This is a genomic window from Microbacterium fluvii (genome assembly GCF_025515205.1).
GTDB classification, from domain to species: domain Bacteria; phylum Actinomycetota; class Actinomycetes; order Actinomycetales; family Microbacteriaceae; genus Microbacterium; species Microbacterium fluvii.
Genome location: NZ_JAOPFX010000004.1, coordinates 46,964 through 64,559 on the forward strand (window position 1 = coordinate 46,964; position 17,596 = coordinate 64,559).

Here is a 17,596-nt window from a genome sequence, read left to right on the forward strand (position 1 = left end):
GTCAGTCGATCGGCTGCGAGATGTCGGCCACGGTGGCCCCATAGGCGGCGATGAGGTCGTCGGCCTCGACGAACAGACTGTAGCCGTGCGCACCGGCGCCCATCGCGATGCGATGACCCGCGATGCGCTCGTCGGCGAAGACCGGCCACTCGGTCGAGCTGCCGATCGGCACGATCGTGCCCCGCTCGTAGCCGGTCGCCGCGAGCGCGCGCTGCGGATCGGGCAGCTGCAGCTTGTTCACCCCGACGACGGCACGCAGCTTCGGCCACGAGATCGCCCGATCGCCGGGGATCAGGGCGAACAGGTAGGTGTCGTCGCTGCGCTTGACGACGAGCGTCTTGACGATGCCGGCGGGCGCGATGCCCAGCAGAGCGGCCGCCTCGAGCAGACTGTTCGCCGCCGGGCGCTCCCTCAGCTCGATCTCCAGACCGCGGGCGGATGCTGCCGTGCGGACGCGGTCGAGGCGTTTCGTCTCGTCGCTGCGCTCCTCGCTCAACGACCGGCTTTCCGTCTCACGCGTCGGGGGCGCGCAGCGGGTCGTCGGCGACCCACAGTTCGTCGTCGGCACGCAGTGTCTGCCATGCCGCGTACGCCACGCCGACGGCTGCGGCCACACCGAGGATGATCGCGATCACACCGCCGGCGCCGATGCCGCTCTTCTTGGGGGCGACGAGAACCGGCGAGGAGAAGCCACGGCTCGAGGCGATCTCGGCACGCTTGTGGTTGGCGGCATCCCATGCGGCCAACGCGGAGCCGACGACGGCACCGGTCGCGGGAACCACCTTGTCGTTGACGATGTGGCGCGAATAGGCGACGCCCTTGTCGACGTAGGGCGCGGCGTACTTCTCGTAGTTCTGCTGCACCTGCGGGGCGACCTGCTCCCGGCCGTAATTGCCGAGCTGGCGGCTCGCCTCGCGGGCGACGTCGGCGGCATCCCCCACCAAGACCTGCTGCGATGCCCACAGCTTGCTCGCCTGCTGCTGGAGGCGGTGGAGTTCCTTGCGGCGCTTGCGGCTCAGGCTCATGACGTGCCCTCCCTGTCGTCGGGACGATGGATTCCCCATCTTGCCAGACCTGGCGCTGCACGCGAGGGGTTGCACAGGATCCTCTGAAAGAATATGGGCATGCCTCAGCACAGTGCCGTTGCCACCCTTCACACCAACCACGGCGACATCGTCGTCAACCTGTTCGGCGACCACGCGCCGCGCACGGTTCAGAACTTCATCGGGCTCTCCGACGGAACCGGCGCCTGGACCGACCCGGCCACCGGCAAGCCCGGCGAAGGCCCGCTCTACACCGACGTCGTCTTCCACCGCATCATCCCCGGCTTCATGATCCAGGGCGGCGACCCGCTCGGTCAGGGCATCGGCGGGCCCGGCTACAACTTCGACGACGAGATCCACCCCGAGCTGAACTTCGGCGCGCCCTACCTGCTGGCGATGGCCAACGCGGGGCTTCGCCGCAACGCGATCACCGGCAAGGCCGAGGGAACGAACGGATCGCAGTTCTTCATCACGACCGACCCGACTCCGTGGCTCAACGGCAAGCACACGATCTTCGGCGAGGTCGCCGACGACGCGTCGCGCGCCGTGGTCGACGCGATCAGCGCTGTGCCCACCGGTGCCGCCGACCGTCCGATCGAGCCCGTCGTCATCCAGTCGATCGACATCGCCGCGGTCTGACCGCGTGACCACCGACGCGTTCCAGCGCAACGCAGACAACTTCTGCTACCGGCATCCCGACCGGCAGAGCTTCGTGCTCTGTCAGCGGTGCCTGCGCACGATCTGCCCCGAGTGCCAGACGCAGGCGCCCGTCGGCGTGATCTGCCCGGAGTGCCTCGCCGAGCAGCGCCGAGCCGCGAGTCCGGCCCAGCGCAAGGCGCAGCGTCGGTGGTCGCGGCCGCGGGCGCGATCGACCGATTCGCGACCGCTGGTGACCTACGGCATCATCGCGGTCACCGCTTTCGTCTATCTGCTGCAGCTCATCCCTGGGCTCGGCGTCGAGAACTACCTGGCGTTCAACAGCGCATTCCTGCTGCCGGGCAGCGGCATCCCGGTCGAACCCTGGCGGCTGCTCACGGTGCTGCTCGTCCACGGCGGCTTCCTGCATCTGGCGCTGAACATGCTGGCGGTCTTCATGATCGGCCAGAGTCTCGAACCGCTCCTCGGGCGGTGGCGCTACCTCGCGCTGTATCTGATCTCTGGGCTCGCCGGCTCGGTGGGCGTCGCCCTGATCGCACCGGGGACGTGGGTCGTCGGGGCGTCCGGTGCGGTGTTCGGGATGCTGGGGGCGCTGCTGGTGATCGGGCGCCACATCGGCGCGAACATCCGCGGCATCGTGATCGTGCTCGCGATCAACCTGGTGATCGGGTTTCTGCCCGGCTTCACCGTCGCTTGGCAGGCGCACGTCGGCGGACTGCTCGGCGGGGCGCTGGTCGGGTTCATCTACGCGCGCACGAGGGAGCTGCGCCGACGCAACCTGCAGATCGCGCTGCTGGCCGCTGTCACGGTGGGCCTGCTGGCCCTGCTGGTGATCCCCGCCGTGTTCTACGTGTGATCCATCCACAGGGTTATCCACAGATGGGGATGAATTACACCGATGTTATTCACCGGTGTTGACAACCCTGGGGACTACCGCCACCGAGTGGTCATGAGGAATCCCACGAACGCGATGCCGAAGCCGATCACGAGATTCCACGCGCCGATGCCGGGGATGGGGCCGAGCGAACCGCTCAAGTAGAAGAAGAGCACCCAGACGAGCCCCACGAGCATGAGCCCGATCATGATGGGCTTGAACCACACCGGGTTGGGGGCGTCTTCGCCTTCGCTGCGGTCGACGGTCGCGTCGTCATCTCTGCCGGGTCGTGCCATGCGGTCAGTCTAACTGCCAGGGCGACCACAGTATGCGCCCGTAGAATCATGGGATGACCGAGTCGACCGAGCTGCGTCCTCGGCGTACGCGCCGCAAGGTCTCGGTGCTGGGCGTCGTGGGCGAACTGCTCGTCACGGTCGGCGTGGTGCTGCTGCTCTATGTCGCATGGCAGATGTGGATCGGCGACGCGATCTACGGCGCCGAGCGCAACGCCTCCGGTCAGGCGCTCTCGCAGCAGTGGGAGCTCGACTACGAGACCCCGTCGGCATCGGCATCCGCCACGGCCGAACCCACGCCAGAGCCCACCGAGACCGGATCGGTGGCCACTCCCGTGAAGATGAGCGAGCCAGCCGACGCCGAGCGCTTCGCCGTCATGCGCATCCCCCGCTTCGGCGACGACTACGCCGTCGAGATGGCCGGCGGCATCACCCGCGCCCGCACCCTCGACACGATCGGCATCGGGCACTACCCCGGCACCGACATGCCCGGCGACATCGGCAACTTCGCGGTGGCGGCGCACCGCACCACGTGGGGCAAGCCCTTCAACCGCATCGCCGACCTGCACGTGGGCGACGCCATCGTCGTGGAGACCAAGCAGGGGTGGTACACCTACCGCTTCCGCACTCTCGAATACGTCAAGCCGAGCCAGGTCGACGTGCTGCTGGCTGTGCCCCAGCAGGTCGGCGTCGAAGCCACCGAGGGGTATCTGACGATGACCAGCTGCAGCCCGATGTACGCGATGACCGAGCGCATCGTCGCCTACAGCGTCTTCGAGTCGTTCACCCCCCGCGCCGACGGAAAGCCCGCTTCGCTCACCGAGGCAGCGGCCTGATGTACGCGGCGCTGTGGCGGGTGCTGCCCGGACCGTGGTGGGTGCGGCTCGTGATCGTGCTCGCGCTTGCGACGGCCGTGCTCTACGGGCTGTTCTTCTATGTGTTCCCCTGGGTCAGCACGATGGTCAACCCGCAAGAGGTCACCGTTCAGTGACGGTGCTCGTCGTCGACAACCACGACAGCTTCGTGCACACCCTGATCGGCTACCTGCACGAACTCGGGGCCGACACCGACGTCGTCGAGGCCGACGAGATCGCGCCGGCCAGAGCCGCTCATGCGATCTCGTCGCACCGCGCGGTGCTCGTCTCGCCCGGCCCCGGCGACCCCGAGCACGCCGGCGCGTCGATCGCCGTGGTGCGCGCAGCGGCGGCGAGCGGGACGCCGCTGCTGGGAGTGTGCCTCGGGCACCAGGCGATCGCCGCGGCGTTCGGAGCGCGGGTCGAGCACGCACCCGAGCTCATGCACGGCATGACCTCCCTCGTGCACCACGACGGCGACCCGCTCTATGTGGGGCTGCCCGACCCCTTCGCGGCGACCCGCTACCACTCGCTCGCCGTGGTGCCGGCGACGCTCCCCGACCAGCTGCGCGTCACCAGTCGCACCGACAGCGGCGTGATCATGGGCATCCGCCACCGCGACGCCCCGATCCAGGGCGTGCAGTTCCACCCCGAGAGCGTGTTGACCGAGGGTGGGCACCGACTGCTGGGCAACTGGCTGGCCCAGATCGGATATCCGGATGCTGCGGCCAGAGGTGCCAGGCTGCATCCGCGCCGCGAGGGCGCTCAGCCGGAGCAGTAGGTCAGCTGGATCGTCGAACGCACGGGCACATCGCCCGGCGGAAGCGACTGCTGCGTGACGATGGCGGGGTCGGTGGCAGGGCAGTCCGGGTCTTCCAGCGGCTCGACGGTGAGGCCGAGGTCGTCGGCTTCGAGCTCGCGCGTGGCGGCCTCGAGCGTGTAGCCGCGCACGTCGTTGATCGTCACCGAGCCCGAGGCGACCGTGAGGTTGACGATCGTGCCGGGTGCGACCTCGGTGCCGTCGGCAGGGTCGGCGGAGAGCACCGTATCGGCCTCGGTGTTCGGGTCGTTGACCGGCGTCACGCTGCCGAGGGTCAGACCGGCGTCGTCGAGGGCGTCGGCCGCCGCATCCTTCTTCAATCCGGTGAGCGTCGGGATCTTGACCAGCTCGATGCCCTCCGACACGTATACCGTCACCTCCTGACCGGGGCTGACCGAGGCGTCGGCGGCGGGGTCGGTGCGGATCACGTTGCCCTCGGGCACGTCTTCGCTGGGCTCGTCTTCGCGGAAGGCGATGAGGTCGTTCTTCTCGAGTTCGGCGACGGCGCGCTCGTAGGTCATGCCGGACACATCGGGCACGACCCGCGCATTGCCCGGCACCTCTTCGCGGGGCTGGATCGAGATGACCCACAGCAGCACCGCGATCAGCAGCACAGCGAGCACGGCGAAGCCCGACCAGATCCAGGCGACGGGCGGGCCGGCCTGCGTGCGGGTCATCGTGGTGTCGGTGCTCAGCTGTCGGAGCGATCGCGCGGTCTCGGCCGCCTGGCGCGGGTTGGGGCCGTAGAGCTCGCTGGTGAGCGCTTCGACCTTGCGCTTGGAGGGCGCCTTGCCGTCGACGGTGCGCTCGAGCTCCTCGCGGAACGCCGCGGCGTCTTGAAAGCGCTGGTAGGGGTCTTTCGCGAGGGCGCGCAGCGTGACGGCGTCGAGCGAGCGCGGCACAGCGCCGTTCACCTCGGACGGCGGCAGCGGCGCCTCGCTGACGTGCTGATAGGCGACCGCGACCGGGGTCTCGCCGCGGAACGGGGGTCGTCCCGTGAGCAGCTCATAGAGCACCACGCCGGCCGAATACAGGTCGGCGCGGCCGTCGACCGGCTCGCCCTTGGCCTGCTCGGGCGAGAAGTACGACGCCGTGCCGAGGATCGCGGTGGTCTCGGCGACCGTCGACGATGAGTCCGAGACGGCACGCGCGATGCCGAAATCCATCACCTTGACCTGGCCGGTGTCGGTGACCATGACGTTGCCCGGCTTGATGTCGCGGTGCACGACGCCCGCGCGGTGCGAATACTCCAGTGCCTCGAGGATGCCGTCGACGTAGCGAACCGCGTCGGGCACCGGCACCGCCCCCTCGGCCACGATGTCTTTGAGCAGTCGGCCGCGCACGAGCTCCATGACGATGAAGGGCACGGGGCGCGGTGTGCCGTCGGGGCCGGGCTCCGCGTCTTCACCCGCGTCGTAGACGCGCACGATGGTGGGGTGCGACATGCGCGAGGCGGCTTGGGCCTCGAGCCGGAAGCGGGTGCGGAATGCGCTGTCTTTCGCGAGTTCGCGATCGAGCACCTTGATGGCGACGTCGCGGCCCAGAGTGAGGTCGTAGCCGCGGTAGACGCTGGCCATCCCGCCCCTGCCGATCGCCTCGTCGACGCGGTAGCGACCGGCGAGAATGCGCGGCTCAGCTGTCACGGTCACTCCCCTGGGTGGAACTGCTCCAGCCTAACCGACGACCCGTCGGCGGCTGCGAGCCGATCAGCCCTCGTCGCCTTCGTCGGTGGGTTCGGGCTCGGGAGCTGCCGTGACGGATGCCTGCACCTCGGCCGACAGCGGCGAGGCGTCGTCGCGGCCCGAGCAGCTCACCGTGTAGCTCACCGAGACCACACCGCTCGTGGCGGTGACGGTGAGCGTCGTGCTGCGCTCCGACGGACCGAACGAGGACTCTCCGTTGCCGTTGGGGAAGGTCGCCCCCGACGCCGTGAAGTCGTAGGAGGTGACGTTGCCTCCCCCTGCCGGGCAGTCGTAGCGCGGCCACGACACGGTCAGCTGCGATCCCGTGGCGGCCTCGGTGGGGTTGAGCGTCGGGTCGCCGGGGGTGGGCATCGCCGTCTGGTCGGAGTAGTACGTGAGCACGAGGTCGGTCGTCGGCTCGATGAGGCCCGTCGTCGAGATGCGGTAGACCGTGTTCACCTCGTCGGCCGACGGAGCGGCGTCGCCCGCGGTGCAGGTCACGCTGTCGACACCGGCCTCGCGGGCCTTCGTCCTGGCCTCCTCGCAGTCCATCCCCATGAGCGAGAGCGCGTCGATGTCGATGCGCGTCTCGCTGGGCGTGGGGGTGGGCGTCGAGCGGGTCGGGGTGGGGGTGGCCGAGGTGCTCGAGGCCTCGGGCTCCGGCTCGCCGTTCGCGAACATCGCCCACAGCGTGCCGCCGAGCACGAGCAGCAGCAGCACGATCAGCGCGATGAGCGGCCAGGTCCACGGGCTGCGCTTCTTCTTCTCGGCCTCTTCTTCTGCCTCGACCTCGTCGCCGACGACGGCGCCCGACGGCATCAGCTGCGTCGTCGCGTCGTCTCCCGCCGTCAGCAGCATGGTCGCCGCATCGGCACCGGCCGCGAGGCCCGCGATCTGGGGCACGACGGCGGCGGCGGCCGCGACATCGCCGCGGCGCAGCGCGGTGGCCGCGCGGGCGACGACGGATGCCGACGCCGGGCGGTCCTCGGGCTTCTTGGCGATCATCGCCATGACGAAGTTCTGCACCGGCACGGCGACCGTCGGCGGCAGCGGCGGGGGCTGCTCGTTGATCTGCGCCATCGCGATCGCGACCTGCGACTCGCCCGTGAACGGGCGCTTGCCGGCGAGCGACTCGTAGGCGACGATGCCCAGCGAATAGATGTCGGTGGCCGGTGACGCGGGGTGACCGGAGGCCTGCTCGGGCGAGAGGTACTGCACGGTGCCCATCACCTGACCGGTGGCCGTCAGCGGCACCTGGTCGGCGATGCGGGCGATGCCGAAGTCGGTGATCTTCACCCGGCCGTCGGGGGTGATCAGGAGGTTCCCCGGCTTGATGTCGCGGTGCACAAGACCTGCGGCGTGCGCGGCCTGCAGCGCCGCCGCCGTCTGGGTGACGATGTCGAGGGTCTTGTCGGTCGAGAGCGACCCCTCGCGTTCGAGGATCGTCGACAGCGCCTCGCCGGGGACGAGCTCCATCACCAGGAACGCGGAGCCGTTCTCTTCGCCGTAGTCGAAGACGCTCGCGATGCCCTCGTGGTTGACGAGTGCGGCGTGGCGGGCCTCGGCGCGGAAGCGCTCGAGGAACCCTGGGTCGCCCATGTACTCGTCTTTGAGGATCTTGATCGCCACGGTGCGACCGATCACGTGATCGGTCGCCTCCCACACCTCGCCCATGCCGCCGATGGCGATGCGAGAGTCGAGTTCGTAGCGTCCTCCGAAGGTCACTCCCTGCGTCGGCCTCATCTGTTCAGCACCGCCTCCATGACCTTCTTCGCGATGGGCGCCGCGATCGTGTTACCGCTGCCCGACTGACCCTGCCCTCCGCCGTCCTCGACGACGACTGCGACGGCGACTTGCGGGTCGTCCGCGGGGGCGAAGCCGGTGAACCACAGCGTGTACGGTTCGCCGGCCCCTTTCTCCGCGGTGCCGGTCTTACCGGCCACATCGACTCCGTCTATTGTTGCACCCGATGCCGCGCCGTCACTGACATTGGCGACCATCATCGACACCAGCTGCGCGGCCACGTCGGAGGTGACCGCCTGGTTGAACACGGTGTCTTCGAAGGTCTGCTGCACAGCCAGGTCGGGGGCGATCACCTGGTCGACCATGCGCGGATTCATGACGACTCCTTCGTTGGCGATCCCGGCCGAGACCATGGCGATCTGCAGGGGCGTGGCGAGCACCTGGCCCTGACCGAACCCGGTGAGCGCGGTCTGGGCGTCGTCGAGCGCCGTCTCGGGGTAGACCGAGGCCGTCGAGACGAGGGGCATCGTGAAGCTCGTGTTGAAGCCGTACTTCTCGGCCTCGTCGCGGATGGCGTCATCGCCCAGCTCGACGGCGAGCTCGGCGAAGGGGATGTTGCAGCTGAGCCGCAGTGCGTCGGCGATCGTGACCGTCTTGCCCGAGCCGCACGTGCCGCCGGAGGCGTTGTAGACGACGCTGCTGGACTGCGGCAGGGTGTACGAGGCCGGGTTGGGCAGTTCGGAGTCGGCGGTCCATTGGCCGCTCGCGAGGGCGGCCGAGGCGACGACGAGCTTGAACGTCGAGCCGGGCGGGTTCATGTCGCCGCCGATGGCCCGGTTGAACAGCGGCTTGTCGACGGCCGCCGCGAGCTCGTCGTAGGTGTTGTTGACGGCGGTGGCGTCGTGCGCCGCGAGGGTGTTGGTGTCGAAGCTCGGGCTGCTCACCATGGCGAGGATGCGGCCGGTCGACGGCTCGATCGCCACCACGGCGGCCTGCAGGTCGCCGATCGCGTCGTAGGCCGCTCGCTGCACGTCTTCGTCGAGGCTCAGCACGACGTTGGAGCCTCGCGGGTCCTGACCGGTGATGATGCGCTCGAGACTCGTGAAGAACTGCGAGCCGGCCGTGCCGCTGAGCTCCTGGTTCATCGCCTGCTCGATGCCGCTGGCCGAGCCCAGTGCCGGGTTGATCCAGCCGGTCACGTGCGCCCACATCTCGGGGTCGACGTATTGGCGCTGCCAGGCGTAGACGTCGTCGGAGGCCACGGAGGTGGCGATCGGCGAGCCGCTCGCGATGATCGAGCCGCGCTGCACCTCGTAGGAGTCGTAGAGCGCACGCGTGTTGCGGCTGTTCTCCGACAGCGCTTCGGCGTGCACCACCTGGATCCAGCTGGTCGAGGCGAACAGGGCCAGGAACAGCACGAGCAGCACGACGCTCAGCCGCTTCATCTCTCTGGTCACCCGATCACCACCCGGGGACGGCTGCGCACAGCATCCGATATCCGCAGCAGCAGCGCGACGATGATCCAGTTCGCCAGCAGCGACGAGCCGCCGGCGGCGAGGAAGGGAGTGGTCAGACCCGTGAGGGGGATGACGCGGGTGACACCGCCGACCATGATGAACACCTGCAGTCCGATCGTGAACGAGAAGCCGGTGGCCAGCAGCTTGCCGAAGTCGTCTTGACCGGCGACGCCCACGCGCAGACCGCGGGCGACGAAGACCATGTAGAGGGCGAGGATCGCGAACAGGCCCACCAGCCCCAGCTCTTCGCCGAGGCTCGGGAAGATGTAGTCGCTCTCGGCGACGGGCGTGATGTAGGGGCGGCCCTGGCCCCAGCCCGTGCCGATGAGACCGCCCTGCGCGAGGCCGAAGATGCCCTGCACCAGCTGGTAGCTGCCGCCTTGCGCGTCGATCACCTCGGGGTTGAAGGCGTCGAGCCAGTTGACGAACCGCCCGTGCACGTAGGGCAGGATCTGCGAGGCGAGGTAGGCGCCGGCGGCGACCATGACGAGGCCGATCACCACCCAGCTCGTCTTGCCCGTGGCGACGTAGAGCATCGCGACGAACATGCCGAAGATCAGGATGCCGGTGCCGAGGTCGCGCTGCAGCACGATGATGCCGAGCGAGATGAGCCAGACCACCAGCAGCGGGCCGAATTCGCGCAGCCTCGGCCAGGTCAGCCCCAGGAAGCGCACGCCGACCGAGGTGAGTGCGTCGCGGGTGCGCACGAGGTAGCCGGCGAAGAAGATCGCGAGGCAGATCTTGGCGAGCTCTCCCGGTTGGAACGAGAGCGGGCCGATCGAGATCCACACGTCGGCGTTGCCGCCCGCGCCGAGCCCCGGCACCATCGGCAGCAGCAGCAGCACGATCGCGGTGAGGCCGAACAGATAGGTGTAGCGGAAGAGCACGCGGTAGTTGCGCAGCGCGATCACCACGATCAGCGCGGCGAGCACCGAGACGCCCGTCCAGACGAGCTGCTTGGTCGAGAACGCGTCCCAGCCGTGCGAGTCCTTCGCGATGTCGAGCCGGTAGATCATCGCGATGCCGAGGCCGGTCAACAGCGTCGCGATGGGCACGATGAAGGGGTCGGCGTCGCGGGCGAGCAGACGCAGCGCGATGTGCAGGGCGAGCACGAGCGCCGTGAGCGCGCCGCAGTAATAGAGGAACGTGGGCTCGATCTCGCCGGTCGCGCCGAGCTGCACGAGCGCGACCGCCGACGCGTTGATCGCGAACGCGAAGATCAGCAGCACCAGTTCGCGGTTGCGCTGGGTCTGCGGCACGCGGATGCGCTTGAGGGCGCGCAGCACCGCGGTGTCGGCGGCGACCGGCTGCGTGTCGGCGCTCATTGCGTCTCTCCCGCGGGGCTGAGGCGCTCGACGACCTCGCGCGCCTGCTCGAGCGAGCCGGCGCTGATCGTGCGCTCGACGGCGTTCTGCTGATAGGTCGGGAGGTCGGCCAGCGCGATGCCGGTGTCTTCCACGGGCGTGGAGAGGGTGATCGGCCCGATGTTCTGCTGGATGCCCTGATAGATCACGACGGTGTCTTCGTCGGCGCCGACGAAATAGCGGGTCTGCGTCCACTGGTAGCCGAAGAACAGCGCTGCCGCCAGCATCCCGAGGATCACGACCGAGCCGACGATCCAGCCGATGCGGCGGCGTCGAGCACGCCGGCGGTCTTCTTCGATGAGCTCTTCGAGGAACTCGGCGGCCGGTTCGAAGTGGCTCGGCTCGTTCGCCGCCTGCCGAACGGGGTGCAGCCAGCTCGTGCGGCCGGGGCGTGCCGCAGGCACCTCGATGCCCTTGGGCGTCGAGGCGGAGCCCACGATCGTCGGCGTGCCGGAGAAGATCGGATGCTGACCGCCGACGTCGACGATGACGATCGTGACGTTGTCGGGTGCGCCCCCGTCGAGGGCCTGCTTGAGCAGCACGTCGGCCGTGCGGCCGGGCGCGAAGCCCTGGGCGAGCGCCTTCGCGGTGTGCGCGTCGTCGACGACGCCCGACAGCCCGTCGGAGCACAGCAGCCAGCGGTCGCCCGGCTGGGTCGGCATGATGAACGTGTCGACCTCGGGGTCGGCGTCCATGTCGCCGAGCACGCGCATCAGCACGGAGCGCCGAGGGTGATAGCGCGCCTCTTCCGGGGTGATGCGCCCCGAGTCGACCAGTCGCTGCACGAAGGTGTGGTCGGTGGTGATCTGGGTGAGCGCGTCGTCGCGGTAGAGATAGATGCGCGAGTCGCCGATGTGGGCGATGACGGCGTAGTCGTCGATCATCAGCAGCGCGCTGACCGTCGTGCCCATGCCGGCCAGCTCCGGCCGCACCCGCACCGTGTCGATGAGATCGGTCGCGGTGTCGGCGATCGTCTCGCGCAGCACCCGCTCGCCCTCCGACGTCGTCGCGAACGGCTGATCGACCGCTTCGAGCCGGTGCACGGCGATGCTCGAGGCGACATCGCCGCCGGCGTGCCCGCCCATGCCGTCGGCCACGACGAAGAGGTTGGAGCCGGCGTAGCCGGAGTCCTGGTTGTTGGAGCGGACCTTGCCGGTGTGCGAGATCGCCGCGCTCGAGCCTTGGAAGACCATCGGTTCGGCGCCGTTACTTCCGCAGCTCGAACGTCGTGGCGCCGACCTTGATCGGGGCCCCGCTGAGGACGGGAACCGGGGTCGAGACGCGGGTGCCGTCGTGCCACGTGCCGTTGGTCGAACCGAGGTCCTGCAGCATCCACTGCTCGCCCCACAGCACGAGACGTGCGTGATGGCTCGAGGTGTAGTCGTCGCGGATGACGAGCCCCGACTCGCTCGATCTGCCGATCGTGAGCGGCTCGGTGCCGAGCGGCAGCTCGAGCCCCGTCTTCGGGCCGCTCGTGATGACGATGCGCGACACCGTCGAGGTGGTCGCGTTGCCGCCCGAGGGGGCGGGCGGCGCGACGGGGCGCACCGCCTCGGTGGGTGCACTGGGCGACCCGGGCTTGGCGACGGCGGGCGCGGGAGTCGCGGCGGCCGCGGCGGGCTCCGGCATCTTGCGCACACGCACCCCGAACAGGTCGGCGCGCAGAGAGTAGACCACGACGAACACGAACACCCACATCAGCACGAGGAAGCCGATGCGCAGCAGCAGCAGGGTCAGTTCGCTCATGCGACGCCACCGCCTCCGCGCACGTCGAACACGCGGGTCGCGTCGTCGGCGGGCATCGTCGGGCGCGGCGGGGCCGCCTGCGCGACGACGCGGAAGACGATGTCGGTGCGCCCGATCGTGATGGTGGAGTCGGAGGGCAGCGCGGCCTCGGCGACCTTCGTGCCGTTCAGCAGCGTGCCGTTGGTCGATCCGAGGTCGCGCACCATGGCGCGCTCGCCGTCCCACAGGATCTCGACGTGCTTGCGGCTCGTGCCGGCGTCGGAGATCGTGATGTCGGCATCCGTCCCCCGCCCGATCACGGTGCGGGACTTGGTGAGCGGATGCCGGCGGCCCTCGACATCGACCACCCCGCGCCACGAGACGGTGCCCTTGGCGGTGTTCGAGTCGATGCGCAGGGTTCCGGTGGAGAGGTTCTCGTCGCGCTCGAGCGAGATGCTCACGGGTCCGGCGAACGTGTAGCCCTGCGACCTGGCGTGCTTCTGCACGAGCGCGTCGAGCTCGTCGCCCAGGGCGTCGCCGAGCTGGGCCATCGTGGCGTGGTCGGCGGTCGCGAGGCGCACGACGAACGTGTTCGGAGCGAGGATGCGGTCGCGCGTGACGACGGCAGCCTTCTTGTCGAGCTCGCTGCGCAGCGCAGCGGCGATCTCGACAGGCTGGATCCCGCTGCGGAAGGTCTTCGCGAACGCGCTGTTGACCGCGCGTTCGAGTCCCTTCTCGAAGCTGTCAAGTAGTCCCACACGACTCCTCAGGCAGGCAGACCGGTGGGTACATGCTAGTTGGCCAGCCTGAAGAGGCACCAAACCGCGGTCGGCTCGGTGCCGATTCTGCGTGCGGTCGAGCCCGTGATATCCTCGGGAAGTTGAATCCGCGGGAAACCGCGGTTCGCGCGAGTGGCGGAATAGGCAGACGCGCTGGCTTCAGGTGCCAGTGCCCGAAAGGGCGTGGGGGTTCAACTCCCCCCTCGCGCACAGCGGGCCGTGTTCTTTTTTGAACGGCTCAGTGTTCGTTTATTGCGAGCGAAACCGGTAGGAGACCAGTTCTCCCGCCGGTTTCGTCGTTTCAGGCGCGGTTTCGGCGCCGGAATCAGGATCCGCGCGTGCTGGACCAACACGAGTAGGCCCCAGCGGGCCTGTGTGGTTCGTGTTCTGTTCGGTGAGTGCGCGCCGCGCTAAGGGTGCGGTATCGGGTTGTCGTGCTGGTCGTATCGTCGAAGGTTCCGGAGTGTCGTCTCGCCGAGCGCAGCGATTGCGGCGTTCGCGATGAAGCTGACGATACGTCGCATATTGCTTACGGCGGCAGCGAAGCCGGCGGTCAGTGCTTGGTAGGCGTAGCCGCGGGCTCGACGCTTCTCGGGGTTGCCGAGGTCGGTGAAGCCGTCGTGCTTGAGCCAGTAGTTGTTCTCTTCGACCCGGTTACGCATTCCGTACCACTTGTGCCAGTCGTCACTGCGCAGTTCGAACATCTGCAGTTGCTTGATGATGGGGAGATGCTCGGCGATGTCGGGTGACACCGTGAGCGTCCTCTGCTTGAGGATGGGCCGCTTCACTTCGGTTCCCGTCGCGTGGTCCACATAGGCGTGCTTCTTGGCGTCGATGGTCGGGTAGTAGAAGCGAAAGGTGCCGTCTTCCTCTGGACGGCCCTTGCCCATGACCCGGTACGGGGCGCGTCGCTTCAGTCGCGCGTAGTAGGTGTCCTCGTCGATTTTCCTCGGGTCGGTGGTCTTGCGGCGGAAGTCGACGGTCGCGTTGACGAGGAGCTCAGGCATCCACTTCAGGTAGAGGCACCCATCGACGGCGATAGCATCGTCGACCGTGCCGTGGATTGCCTTGTCTTTCTCGTGTGGTTCTCGGATGTCCCATACGGTGCGGTAGCCCATCTGGGCGATGGGGAGCTGGAAGTTTTCGACGGTGAGGCCGGGGTAGAGCATGTCAGTCATGAGCAGGTGGCGCTCGTCGCGGGTGAACTCTTTCGCGTGGTACTGCATCGCGATACGGCCACCGTGACGAGTGCGGCCGGGCTGATGGACAGTCATCGCCGTCGTCAGCACCGGGAAGGTGTCGGGAGCACCAGGCTTGTTGGGGACGGTGACGACGGTCTCCGCCTCCCATCCGGCCTTGTCTGCTTCATGGCCGGTTCCTTCGTGGGTTCCTTCGCGGCTGTACCGGCCGCTCATCGCGTCGACGTTCCAGCGCTCCCTGTTGGCGTACTTCTTCCCAGGGTTTGGGCGCCCCACGACCTCGATGAGGGTCGCATCGAGCGCCACGTTGCCCTTGTAGGTGGCGCGGATGTCGGCGGGGAGCCGGCGGACGGTGGCGCGGATGATGTCGTTGATGAGCTCGTCCATGCAGGTGCGCTTCTGTTCTGAGTAGGAGGCAACTGCCGCCTGATACTCAGCGGCGGTCGCCTTCTTCCTGCGGTCCACGGTCCACGGCTCACACAGCACCAGAATGCGGTTCAGAGACCGTCGGTAGCGCTGGTACCACATGCGTTTCGTCCCGCGCAGGCGAGGAAGCCCCAGATACGCACGCGTCTCGGGTGTCAGCTGGGCGAACAGAGTACGAGCGACGGAGTTGTAGCGGTTGTCGCCGGCATCGATGTGCATCATGAAGAGGATGAGGACGGTGCGGAAGGACATGTGGGGCTTGCGGCCGGCGTTGGACTTCCGCTCCGCGCGCGCCCACGCGTCCAGCTTGTCGAGAACGCCGGACTTGTCGATGAGGCTGCCCCACAGCTGAAGGCGCTTGAGCGAGGTCGCTGCGGATTCGCGGATGCGCTCGTAGTCTTCGTGGATGTATCCCGTTGCCTCGAGCATGTGGCGGTCGAATGTGGTGAGGACCTCGGCCTCCTGTGCCGGGGTCACGCCTGCTCCTCCCCACGGAACAGGTCGCGGTACCCGTCGTCGTCGCGCAAGTCGACGAACTCAAGCAACCGGTGCAGGTGCTGCATCTTCGTGACGCCGGCGGCACGGAAGATGTCCTTGATGCCACGCGCGTACAGGTGGTGAGCGAGCCAGGTAGCCCGGAGCCGGTCACCGCGCGGTCGGTCACCGGCCCCGTAGCTGTTCTCCGTGAACGACGAGTAGAGGTTGCTCTCGTCTTTCCGGTGCGTCTGACCCCACAGGGGCTCGCCTTCCGGGCGGCGGCGGAGGAGTGCGACCATCCACTCCTCCCACTCGCTGAGCAGCGGGACGTCTCTCGGTGCGTCGGTTGCGATGTGGATGAGGATGCCGCGTTCGTCCACCGTGACGTGCTCCGCATGGATGCGTCTCACTTCGTTCGCACGAATGCCGGCGCCAGCGCAGAAGACGAGCATGAGCATGGCGCGGTCGCGCTTCTCAGCGGTGAGCTGGCTGGTCGCCCACACGCGGAACCCGTCCAGCTCTTCGCGTGTGTAGGGCGCGGCGGTCGTGCGGTTGGTGAGGGAGCTGGGCTTATCGGGGTGCTCATCAGGCAGCAGCACTTCGCTGATACGCATGAGTACCGCGCGGTAGTTCGCCCGCGTGCCCTCGGTGAGGTCCAGATTGGCGGTGGTCGTGTAGCGGTTGATGGCTCGCACGGTGAACAGGAACTCGACCGTCATCGGCCAACCGTTCTCACGCACCGCCCAGGCGACGTAGCGTGCGACGTAGGGCATCGCGATTTTCGCTGTGTAGGCAGTGTGGGGTGCGGCGACCGCGATGGCGTCGCGAACGAACGCGTCCATCTCGGGGAAGTCCGCGGTCGCCCTAAGCTTCTTGGTCGCCATGACCGTTAGCGCGCCGGCGTCGGGTGCGGTCTTTGCTCGGGCCGCGAGGATACGCTGAAGCTCCCGCGGCGGGTTTGGCATGTTGAAGGAGCCGACATATCGCGCGATGGTGGCGCAGTTGTCCGCTGCCCAGGAGGTGTCACCCCAGCGGGTGACGCGGTGGACGAAATCGTGAACGTTGTTCTTCTCTTGCACCCGACGCCTATGAGGCTGGGCCGCGCGATCGAGAAGCTAATGCCAGATATATTCAGCGATGGCAGGTTTTGAACTGCCGTCGCAGGAAAATCGGCGCAGGACTTGGGACTCCGGGGATCACGGAAAGGCGAGGACGAGTGGCATACAAGGCAGGGATGACCTTTGAGCCTCGAACGATGCTCAACAACCCGGGCGCCTTCGGTTCGGTGGCCGGTGACGTTCCTCCGGCGGAGGGGATCGATGTCACCGACCACAGGTATCGATCCGCGATCATCCAGCACCGGATTGCACGCAACGTGCAGGACGGCCTCAGATATGCGGACAAGAGCCTCCCGCGTTTCCTCGGCGACTTCGACGGGCAGGCAGGGCTCAGCCTCGACCGGCAACGGCGGGTGCTGCGCGGCGAGACGAGCGCAACGTTTGCCGACCTCACCTTCTGGGCCGCCCACTTCCCCTACGTGGCGTACTACGTCGACGATTACCTGCGGCAGTTGTTCCTGCCGACAACTGCTGCCGCACCGCGCCCGTCGCATCCGGTGGCACGGACGCGCGCACCTGGCCCCTGACACGCGTCACCTCCTCGTGAATATGCGGGGGATGGTCACGAAGTGTAGACCTCATTAAGCCGGTCTTATAGACCATGCCCTGGGGTGAGAAGGGTTGGGGTCGGTCGCTCAGGCCGAACCGCGCATGGAGTGATCATGAATCCCTTCTGGCATGATTTCTCACCCCTCCTCCTCCGTCCCGAGGAGACCCTAACGTCCGATGAGCGCGAATCAGTCCGTTACGTCACAGCCTTCTCCGACGACGTCCTCGGTCTTGGAGGAACGGACGAGCGACGTTGGTGCGCAATGGCGCGGCGGACCCGTGCGTTGAGCCGGGAGCTCGGACGGATGCCCGTAGAAGGCGACGCGGGATTCACCCCCGCGCTGCGGAAGTGGATCACCCGCCAGCACTACGAGGAGCTAGGCACGTTCCAGCGGGCCGCCCTGGAGTGGTCCGAGCATTGGCAGTGGCCGGGACGCGAACCTGCCGAGGAGAGCGCGATGCCCGCCCAAGCTGGG

Annotated in this window: 18 protein-coding genes and 1 tRNA gene; 7 read left to right on the top strand and 12 right to left on the bottom strand. The window is 68.0% G+C overall.

Going from position 1 to position 17,596, the window contains the following annotated elements; all coding sequences use genetic code 11:
* Position 1: 1 nt before the first annotated feature.
* Both OAW74_RS14070 and OAW74_RS14075 read right to left on the bottom strand, forming a co-directional pair.
* Positions 2-421 (bottom strand): aminoacyl-tRNA deacylase, encoded by a 420-nt coding sequence (locus OAW74_RS14070; RefSeq protein WP_262875299.1) that lies wholly within the window; start codon positions 419-421, stop codon positions 2-4.
* Positions 422-512: 91 nt separating this feature from the next.
* Positions 513-1,025 (bottom strand): DNA helicase, encoded by a 513-nt coding sequence (locus OAW74_RS14075; RefSeq protein WP_262875015.1) that lies wholly within the window; start codon positions 1,023-1,025, stop codon positions 513-515.
* A 99-nt stretch (positions 1,026-1,124) separates the two neighbouring features.
* Between OAW74_RS14075 and OAW74_RS14080 the strand changes: the two genes are divergently transcribed.
* Together OAW74_RS14080 and OAW74_RS14085 are read left to right on the top strand one after the other, a co-directional pair.
* Complete coding sequence (locus OAW74_RS14080) at positions 1,125-1,682, top strand: peptidylprolyl isomerase (RefSeq protein ID WP_262875016.1); 558 nt, start codon at positions 1,125-1,127, stop codon at positions 1,680-1,682.
* Between the two features lie 4 nt (positions 1,683-1,686).
* The gene (locus OAW74_RS14085) at positions 1,687-2,556 is read left to right on the top strand and encodes a rhomboid family intramembrane serine protease (RefSeq protein ID WP_262875017.1); all 870 of its coding nucleotides are present in this window, start codon (positions 1,687-1,689) and stop codon (positions 2,554-2,556) included.
* Positions 2,557-2,630: 74 nt separating this feature from the next.
* Here the strand turns inward: OAW74_RS14085 and OAW74_RS14090 are convergent, their stop codons facing one another.
* Positions 2,631-2,870: a cell division protein CrgA gene (locus OAW74_RS14090; protein ID WP_262875018.1), complete on the bottom strand. Its 240-nt coding sequence runs from the start codon at positions 2,868-2,870 to the stop codon at positions 2,631-2,633.
* A gap of 53 nt (positions 2,871-2,923) precedes the next feature.
* Here OAW74_RS14090 and OAW74_RS14095 point away from each other — a divergent pair, with 53 nt between their 5' ends.
* Genes OAW74_RS14095 through OAW74_RS14105 form a run of 3 tightly spaced genes read left to right on the top strand, consistent with a single transcriptional unit; the run spans position 2,924 to position 4,502 of the window.
* Positions 2,924-3,703: a class E sortase gene (locus tag OAW74_RS14095; protein WP_262875019.1), complete on the top strand. Its 780-nt coding sequence runs from the start codon at positions 2,924-2,926 to the stop codon at positions 3,701-3,703.
* A complete protein-coding gene (locus tag OAW74_RS14100; RefSeq protein ID WP_262875020.1) occupies positions 3,703-3,858 on the top strand; it encodes a hypothetical protein in 156 nt (51 codons plus the stop codon). The genes OAW74_RS14095 and OAW74_RS14100 overlap by 1 nt, the downstream gene beginning before the upstream one ends.
* A complete protein-coding gene (locus tag OAW74_RS14105) occupies positions 3,855-4,502 on the top strand; it encodes a glutamine amidotransferase-related protein (RefSeq protein ID WP_262875021.1) in 648 nt (215 codons plus the stop codon). The genes OAW74_RS14100 and OAW74_RS14105 overlap by 4 nt, the downstream gene beginning before the upstream one ends.
* Here the strand turns inward: OAW74_RS14105 and pknB are convergent.
* The 7 genes from pknB to OAW74_RS14140 form a co-directional block, all read right to left on the bottom strand.
* A complete protein-coding gene (pknB, locus tag OAW74_RS14110; RefSeq protein ID WP_262875022.1) occupies positions 4,487-6,184 on the bottom strand; it encodes a Stk1 family PASTA domain-containing Ser/Thr kinase in 1,698 nt (565 codons plus the stop codon). The two genes, OAW74_RS14105 and pknB, sit on opposite strands and share 16 nt — an antisense overlap.
* A gap of 63 nt (positions 6,185-6,247) precedes the next feature.
* Entirely contained in the window at positions 6,248-7,966 is a 1,719-nt protein-coding gene (locus OAW74_RS14115; protein ID WP_262875024.1) for a serine/threonine-protein kinase, read from the bottom strand.
* Complete coding sequence (locus OAW74_RS14120) at positions 7,963-9,423, bottom strand: peptidoglycan D,D-transpeptidase FtsI family protein (protein ID WP_262875025.1); 1,461 nt, start codon at positions 9,421-9,423, stop codon at positions 7,963-7,965. Before OAW74_RS14120 ends, OAW74_RS14115 begins: the two co-directional genes overlap by 4 nt.
* Positions 9,420-10,808 (bottom strand): FtsW/RodA/SpoVE family cell cycle protein, encoded by a 1,389-nt coding sequence (locus OAW74_RS14125; protein WP_262875026.1) that lies wholly within the window; start codon positions 10,806-10,808, stop codon positions 9,420-9,422. Before OAW74_RS14125 ends, OAW74_RS14120 begins: the two co-directional genes overlap by 4 nt.
* A complete protein-coding gene (locus OAW74_RS14130) occupies positions 10,805-12,040 on the bottom strand; it encodes a PP2C family protein-serine/threonine phosphatase (protein ID WP_262875027.1) in 1,236 nt (411 codons plus the stop codon). Before OAW74_RS14130 ends, OAW74_RS14125 begins: the two co-directional genes overlap by 4 nt.
* Positions 12,041-12,053: 13 nt before the next feature.
* On the bottom strand, positions 12,054-12,593 hold the full coding sequence (locus OAW74_RS14135) for an FHA domain-containing protein FhaB/FipA (RefSeq protein ID WP_262875028.1): 540 nt from the start codon (positions 12,591-12,593) through the stop codon (positions 12,054-12,056).
* Positions 12,590-13,330 (bottom strand): FhaA domain-containing protein, encoded by a 741-nt coding sequence (locus tag OAW74_RS14140; RefSeq protein WP_262875029.1) that lies wholly within the window; start codon positions 13,328-13,330, stop codon positions 12,590-12,592. The genes OAW74_RS14135 and OAW74_RS14140 overlap by 4 nt, the downstream gene beginning before the upstream one ends.
* Positions 13,331-13,477: 147 nt before the next feature.
* Here OAW74_RS14140 and OAW74_RS14145 point away from each other — a divergent pair.
* Positions 13,478-13,561: transfer RNA gene (locus OAW74_RS14145), tRNA-Leu, on the top strand.
* Between the two features lie 200 nt (positions 13,562-13,761).
* Here OAW74_RS14145 and OAW74_RS14150 read toward each other — a convergent pair.
* Entirely contained in the window at positions 13,762-15,453 is a 1,692-nt protein-coding gene (locus OAW74_RS14150; protein WP_262875030.1) for a hypothetical protein, read from the bottom strand.
* Complete coding sequence (locus OAW74_RS14155) at positions 15,450-16,532, bottom strand: tyrosine-type recombinase/integrase (RefSeq protein WP_262875031.1); 1,083 nt, start codon at positions 16,530-16,532, stop codon at positions 15,450-15,452. Before OAW74_RS14155 ends, OAW74_RS14150 begins: the two co-directional genes overlap by 4 nt.
* Positions 16,533-16,708: 176 nt before the next feature.
* Here OAW74_RS14155 and OAW74_RS14160 point away from each other — a divergent pair, with 176 nt between their 5' ends.
* A complete protein-coding gene (locus OAW74_RS14160) occupies positions 16,709-17,098 on the top strand; it encodes a hypothetical protein (protein WP_262875032.1) in 390 nt (129 codons plus the stop codon).
* The last annotated feature ends 498 nt before the right edge of the window (positions 17,099-17,596 follow it).